General features: G+C 65.9%; 5 protein-coding genes and 2 pseudogenes. 4 read left to right on the top strand and 3 right to left on the bottom strand.

The annotated features are described in order from the left end of the window. Both AB0J09_RS51490 and AB0J09_RS51485 read right to left on the bottom strand, forming a co-directional pair. Positions 1-313: pseudogene (locus AB0J09_RS51490) on the bottom strand (hypothetical protein); the annotation flags it as partial. A gap of 418 nt (positions 314-731) precedes the next feature. Then, positions 732-1,535 (bottom strand): hypothetical protein, encoded by an 804-nt coding sequence (locus AB0J09_RS51485; protein ID WP_360708967.1) that lies wholly within the window; start codon positions 1,533-1,535, stop codon positions 732-734. A 481-nt stretch (positions 1,536-2,016) separates the two neighbouring features. Between AB0J09_RS51485 and AB0J09_RS51480 the strand changes: the two genes are divergently transcribed. Together AB0J09_RS51480 and AB0J09_RS51475 are read left to right on the top strand one after the other, a co-directional pair. Beyond that, positions 2,017-2,895, top strand: coding sequence for a helix-turn-helix transcriptional regulator (locus AB0J09_RS51480; protein WP_360708964.1), 879 nt, complete (start codon positions 2,017-2,019; stop codon positions 2,893-2,895). 160 nt (positions 2,896-3,055) lie between these two features. Continuing rightward, positions 3,056-3,913, top strand: coding sequence for an SAM-dependent methyltransferase (locus AB0J09_RS51475; protein ID WP_360708961.1), 858 nt, complete (start codon positions 3,056-3,058; stop codon positions 3,911-3,913). Here AB0J09_RS51475 and AB0J09_RS51470 read toward each other — a convergent pair. Then, positions 3,891-5,084, bottom strand: a complete 1,194-nt coding sequence (locus AB0J09_RS51470) for a cytochrome P450 (protein WP_360708959.1) — start codon at positions 5,082-5,084, stop codon at positions 3,891-3,893. The genes AB0J09_RS51475 and AB0J09_RS51470 overlap by 23 nt on opposite strands. 393 nt (positions 5,085-5,477) lie before the next feature. On the opposite strand from AB0J09_RS51470, the gene AB0J09_RS51465 reads away from it, so the two are divergent. Both AB0J09_RS51465 and AB0J09_RS51460 read left to right on the top strand, forming a co-directional pair. After that, the gene (locus AB0J09_RS51465; RefSeq protein WP_360708956.1) at positions 5,478-5,627 is read left to right on the top strand and encodes a hypothetical protein; all 150 of its coding nucleotides are present in this window, start codon (positions 5,478-5,480) and stop codon (positions 5,625-5,627) included. A 457-nt stretch (positions 5,628-6,084) separates the two neighbouring features. Further along, a pseudogene (locus tag AB0J09_RS51460) lies at positions 6,085-6,868 on the top strand (hypothetical protein); the annotation flags it as partial.

Below are 6,868 nucleotides of genomic sequence, written 5' to 3'. Positions count from 1 at the left end.
GGCCCAGCTCGCGCGGATCGCTCAGAACGGCCTGACGCAGCTGCTCGCGCGCCTGCGGCGAAACCTTGTACGGCGTGCGTCCTTCCGGCGCCGCCTGCGAGGCGCGCCGGTTGCCCTGCCTGGCCAAGGATCGCCAGTAGTAAAGCGTGTAGCGGGCGAGCCCGTACTCACGAGCGAGCTGGGCAGGCTGCTCGCCGTTCTGCATCCGGGCGATGGCTGCCCGGCGGATCACTGCCAGGCTCTCGTGGTCGAGTGAGCGGCCGTCCCCCGCCGCGCGCAGGCGGCGCAGCGCCTGCGCTAAGGCGTCGTTCACTTCCGTATCCCTATCCACTGCAGATCGTTTAGCACAGAACGGAAGTTCCTGGCAAACATCAGGTCTTACCCCCGGTGCATATGGTAGTCAATGTGATGTTTAGGGTGATGTTGCTCCCGTCTCTGATGTGGTCAGACGTTCCAGATCCTCGCCTCGAGGCGATTATTCCTGACTGAATGTCAAGATCAGGGTTTACACGCAGGCGACTGATTGCCTACGATCGTGGTCGTTCGCAGGCACAGCCTGGATGTGCGGTAGCTGATGCCGGTGAATACTCAAGGGCGATCGTGTCTCCCTCGCCATGAGAACTTGTTCGCCTGGGGGTCAAAGAGCCCAGTGTCCTGACGCTGGGCTCTTTCCCTGCCTTCGGTTCCGTGCTGCCGCCGGGTATCGCGCGGAAGAGCGTACCCCTCCGGCGCTAGCACGGGGCATCGGGAGGCGCCGTGGCTGAGTTGTACCGCTCCAGCCGCCACTCCTGCCAGCTCTCCCAAGCTGCCCAGCCTTGGTCTGCGCCGATGAGCAGCGCCATGACCGACCAGCTTGCCTTCCTCAAGTGGTCTGGGCGGCGCACCACGTCCGATACTCGCATGTCGCTCGCCTCGTCCAGGGCCTTGCATTCACGTCTGGACACATCTCTGGACACATCGTCGGGGATGTCGATCTCCTCCCACGCTCGGATGAGCGCGGGGATATCCCACAAGTCACCGATGCGTTCGCTGCGGCCAACCCGCAACGTCGGCGCCCAGGTGTGGGGCCACCGCTCGCTGTGATACGTCAAGATCAGCGGACTGGACTCGATCGCAGCCACCAGCGGGGACATCTGCCAGGATCGCGGTGAGACTTCAGCGTAGGCAACCTGCTCCGCCAACACCGCCTCAGCGGCCCAGATTGCCCGCGCGCCGTCGTCGGGGTGCAAGTGTTCGGGGTCTGCAGCGACACAGGCTAAGGCCTGATCGACCGTCAACCCAATCGCGGCCGAGTCGGCCAAGATGCGGTTCCACGGCGAGCACAGCGGGACCTGCAGCGGGACTTGCAGCGGGAACGGCAGCTCGTGCCACCGGCTGACGACGTGACCGTCGATCACGGCAATCCCTTCGAGCACGCCATCGGAGTCGGTGCGGTAGTAGATGCCGTGCGGCAACTCCTGGCCGAGCAACTGACCGCTGCGCGAGCGGGCCGGGGTCCGTGGGTCGAGCCGATCGGGCTGCCAGGAGGTGGTCACCGATACCTCCTGGCAGCCCGCACGGCGGCGCGCGCACCGCTCGGCCCGCCGCGGTCCGCAGGCGGGCAGCGTAGTTGTCCATGTCGGCACCACAACGGGGTGCATGTACGGTGTTGCCGATCCAGCGTGGTGATATGCCGCCGGCGCTCGGTCCGGCGGCCGCTGGGGTTGTGCTCGCTACAGGCCACTCGCGTTTGCCTTCCTGCCCACGGCCCGCCCCCACAGCAGGCCGTACGCATTTCGAAAAGCTGACAACTTGTTGTGTGTGCGTGTCATCGTGCATCAAGCTGCGCAACTGACGCAACAGCCTCGCTCCAGCAGGTTTTTTCGTTATTTGGTCATGCCCCTGACCAGATTTCCTGTACGTGGAAGGCTGTACGCATTCCGGATTGGTCTCGCGTCGGTGGCCGGGGTTCCGCTTGCACGATTGCTCGGACACACTGGTGAAGGAACGCCCAGAGATGGGAGGAATTCATTTCACATGGTGAAGCTCCAGGCGCGAGCCTTGGCGATGGCCCAGCACATGGCAGCTCAGCGCCTGGCCTGCTTGCGCAAGAAACGCCAACTGTCCATCCGGATGGCAGCTGCCGAGACCGAGATCGCCCCATCCACCGTGGACCGCATCGAACAAGGTCGGGTGACACCGCGCGCCTCCACCATCGAGGCCCTGCTGACGGTCTACGGCGTTCATGACCCGTTCCAGCGCGCCTACGTGCTGGAATTGGCGGCGGGAAGGCGCGAGCCAGCCTGGTACGACCAGCCTCACGTGCCACTACCCCTGGCCGCCAGCTGGCATCTGGAAGACGGCGCAGAGGAACTGCGCACCTACCACGTGCAATTCATCCCGCCGCTGCTGCAGACCGAGGACTACGCCCGCGCGGTGTGCGCTGTGGCCTCCACTCACCGCTCGCGCACTTGCCCCCTGGAGTTCGGGGTGGGACTGCTTCACCAGCGGCGGCAGATCCTGGAGCGCGCGCGTCCGCCTGCCTACTGGGCGATTATCGACGAGAGCGCTCTGATGCGGAACCTGGGTGGGCCTACGGTCCAGTCGCGCGTGTTGGACGCGCTGATCCAGGACGTCAAGAGCGAGCGGATCACCCTGCAGATCGCTCTCATGGACCGGCCGATCTACCTGCCGTGCACTGGACCCTTCACGGTGTACCGCTTCGCCCAACCGGATCGGGCCGATGTAGTGGCTTCCCATTCCTTTGCCGTTGACCGGCTGCTGGGCGAGACCGAGGAGGTCGAGCCGCACTTGGTCGCCTTCAGCGCGGCTGCCTCGTATGCCACCAAACCTGGCCGCGACACCCTGGATGTGCTTTTCCGCCACCGCAACGCGCTGGCCCATCGGCTGGGTTGACAACCCGCTCTGACGAACAGTCCCGTTCATGATCAACGCGTCAGGGTTGACGGTGCCGAGCTCTCCGGCTCACCCTTGACAGCGATCTATGACACGCCGGGTGTCTGGGGGCGGTTCTCGCGTCCGCACACCCCTTCCTGGGTGAGGGCAACAGGGCGGCATGAGCGAGCACAACTGGGCTGAGGGAATCGATGTAGAGATACCGAACGTCGCCCGGATCTACGACTACTTCTTGGGCGGAAAGGATAATTTCCAGGCCGACCGAGACGCCGCCGACCGCATCAACGCGCTCAGCCCATTTGTGGGCCCCACCATGCGTGAGAACCGGCACTTCCTGCGTCGGGCGGTGAGTTTTCTGGCTGACCCCGCCGGCGGAGCGATCGGCCAGTTCCTGGACATCGGCGCCGGGCTGCCCACCCACGGCAACGTCCACGAGGTCGCCCAGCGCCTCAACCCGGCGGCCCGGGTGGTGTACGTCGACAACGACCCGGTCGTCCTGGCTCATGCGCGGGCGCTGATGGCCGAGGACGACAAAGTCCGGGTGGTCGCCGGCGACGTGCGCCGGGTGGAAGAGCTACTGGCCGAACCGGATGTGCGCGACTTCATCGACTGGACCCAGCCAATAGGCCTGATCTTGATCGGATTGCTGCACTTCGTCACTGATGAGCACAACCCCCACCAGATCGTGGCGATGCTGCGCGACCACCTGCCCACCGACAGCTTCATGGCGCTCAGCCACGGCACCACCGACGGGTTCGCCAAGCAACTCCCCCGCGGCCACGTCGGTGCCGTAGCCAAGGAATACCAGCAGGCCAACGAGCAAACCGCGATGCGCCCCCAGGCAGCCATCGCCCGCTTCTTCGATGGGTTCGACCTGCTACCGCCCGGCCTGGTGCGGCTACCTGACTGGCGACCGGACGACATCGGCGAAGGCCTCAACGTCGAACAGATCGGCGCCTACGGGGGCGTGGCACGGCTGCGCCCACCCAAGGTGCTCAACGCCGCAGACGGGGCTTAACCACAGTGGGCAGACTCTCGTAGCCGCGCACGCTGGGGCTGGTGCTCAAGCGGGCAGCGGACACGTCGACCTCGTAGTCGGCGTCAACAGCGGCGATCAGCTCTTCTAGCACGATCCTGGCCTCCAGCCGGGCCAAGGCGGCGCCCAGGCAAAAGTGCGGTCCTCGCCCGAACGCAAGCGTCTCGTCGGTGGCGCGTTTCACGTCGAAGCGGTCAGCGTTGGGGAAGACGCGCTCGTCACGGTTGGCCGCGGCGATCAGCAGCACCAGCCGAGCATCAGCCGGGATGACCTGGCCGTGGAGCTCGATGGGGTGGCGAACCCGCCTCACGGTGTACTGACTCGGGCCCTCATACCGCAGAGTTTCCTCCCCCCAGGCGTCAACCGCGACCTCGCCTGCCCAGATACGCGCCCGCTGATCACCATGCTGGAAGGCGCACCGCCAAGCGGTGCCCAGCAGCTTGATGGTTGTCTCGTTGCCGGCCACGCCCAGCAGCATCAACGTCGCCGCCACGTCACCGTCGCCCAGCCGCTGCCCGTCGACTTCGGCCGCCAGCAGCGCGCTGGTCAGATCCTCCTCTTCGCGCGGCTGGTGCCGCCGCTCGGCGATCAAGCCACGGTAGTAGTGAGCCAGTTCGATGTTGGCGTCGCGTACCGCGGCCGTCATCCGACCGGCGCCATCGCCGCGGTCCATGATCTGCTGGCTGAGTCGCAGCAGCATTGGCCGGTGGTCCGGCGGCACGCCGATGAGCTCGGAGATGACATCCACCGGGATCATCTGCGCGAAGTCGGTGACGAAGTCGAAGGAGCCCTTCTCCAGCGCAGCATCCAGGTAGGAACGTGTGAGCTCGCGGATGCGGGGCTCCAGGCCGCGGACACGGGCAGGGGTGAAAGCTCGGGAGATCAGCCTGCGCATGTCGGTGTGCTCGGGCGGGTCCATCGCGACGAAGCTCATCTGCCGGCTGGCTTGAGGCCCCCACTGCTCCAAGGCAACCCCATGGTCGGAGGAGAGGGTACCGCTGTCGCGCCAAGCGGCCGCAACGTCGGCATGTCGCGACAGCGCCCAAAAATCGGCTTGGGGATTGTGATACACCGGATGCTCATCACGCAGCCATTGGTAGGTCGGGTACGGATCACTGCGCAGCTCAGGATCATGGGGCACGTAGACAGCCATCCGAGATCGGACCCTCTCGTCGAAATGGGACGGGACAGCCGCTCATACCAGGCCGCCGACCGTCATTGCCCGCGATTGTCCCGGGGAATTCACCTTCACGCCATAGGTACGGTGTCCGACGTTTTTCGCCACCTGACCGAAATGAGTACCGCTGCTACACTCTTACGCCCAAATTTCGGACGGCACTTAAGCTGGATAGCGGAATCGCGTTACGCGGGGTTCGGGGTTCGCGCGTTGACAAGACGATCATCCACCGGTCAAATAGGTCGTGATCGTCTCGTCCAGGGGCAATGGTGCTAAACAAGGAAAAGCGCTTCCCGTGACAGTTCACCATCTGTTCCGGGGGACGCCCTCTCTTCGCGCCATGGCTCCCTGTCTCGGTGAGGTGCCCCCATGATCGAGGTCAACCAGGACGTCCCGCCTCGGCGGCCTGCCCAGGTTCGTGAGTGGCTGGGCTGGGCGTTGGATGCGTGGGGAAAGAGCATGACCGGCGCGTCCTGGTGCGGCGGGACTCTGGTCCTCAACGACACCGTCATCCTCTGACACGACCATCTCGAAACGGCCGATCAGCCCGACGCCACGGACGTACTGACATGCAGTGATCCAGGGTCAGCAGCAGTGCAGACCGTCAGAGGCACCCACCACAGGCGGCGTGTCGGCATGGGCGGCCGCGCCACCGATCGTCAAGGCGGCGAGAACCGCGAGGGTCATGCAGATGAACCGACGCCCGAAGCGTGCACGCACGGCGGGACCTCCTGTTTCCTGTTTCGTCTTGCCGGGTACGGCCGAGCGGCTCGCAGGGTCGGCCCGATTGTGGCAAACCCCGCCCGTCACCACAACATCACCGGAATCCGCCCAGGTGAACACCCCAGGTGACGCGCACCAGGACGGAAGCGAGGGGCGCAGGCGTTCTGGCCCCAGGATGGCGCGGTGCCGCAGTTATGTCTACGATCGGGTCGCATTGATCGACGCAGTAAGCTGATCATGACGAGGCGGTGACATGCTGACCGAGACACACGCGGGCGTGATCCTGCGCGGGCTGCGCCACCAGCGCCGGCTGACGCTGGAACAACTCGCCGGTCCACAGTTGCGGCTGCGCAGGCTCCAGTTGATCGAGGACGGCGTTGACCCAACCGCCGGCGAGCTGCAGAGGTTGGCCGCGATTCTGCAGGTCTCGCCGCAGGTCCTCGCCTCCGGACTCAGCGCCGAGCGCGGCGCCACGATCCGCGCAGACATGACGGCCGCGCAGGACCCGCTCGACCACGGGCACGCTGCCCTGGCACGGCAGCGTTTCAGCGCCGTCGTCGGCGACCCGGAGTTGGGCAGCCGCCCGGATCTGTGGCGACGGGCCGAACTCGGCCTCGCCCTGGCCGAAGAGGCCGACGGCGACCTGGTCGCCGCCATGGCCAGGCTGCGTCACCTGCTGGAGGTCACCGCCCCCCTGGATGTGCCGCTGCCGCCGATGACCTTCGAGGACCGGGAAGAAACCGACCAGCGCATCGGCATCGCACTCGCGCTGTGCCGATGCCTGCGAGAGACCGGTGACCTTGAAGGCAGCATCAAGCTCGGCGAGCAAGCTTTTGCGCGGGAGTTAGAGGGAGGCTGGAGCGATCACGGCATCGAACTGGGCGCCACCCTGCTGGCCGCCTACATCGAGCGGGGCGAACTGACCACCTGCCAAGCCCTGACCAGTCAGCTGCTGGATGCCGCCGACAAGCTCGGCACACCCCGCGCGCAGCGAGCGATCTGCTGGAATGGCGCCACCGTGGCCGCCATGCTCGGCG

The sequence above is a fragment of the Nonomuraea sp. NPDC049784 genome (assembly GCF_040659615.1).
In the GTDB taxonomy this organism is placed as follows: domain Bacteria; phylum Actinomycetota; class Actinomycetes; order Streptosporangiales; family Streptosporangiaceae; genus Nonomuraea.
Note: the sequence above shows the minus strand (reverse complement) of the source record. Positions and strands in the feature narration are given on the sequence as shown.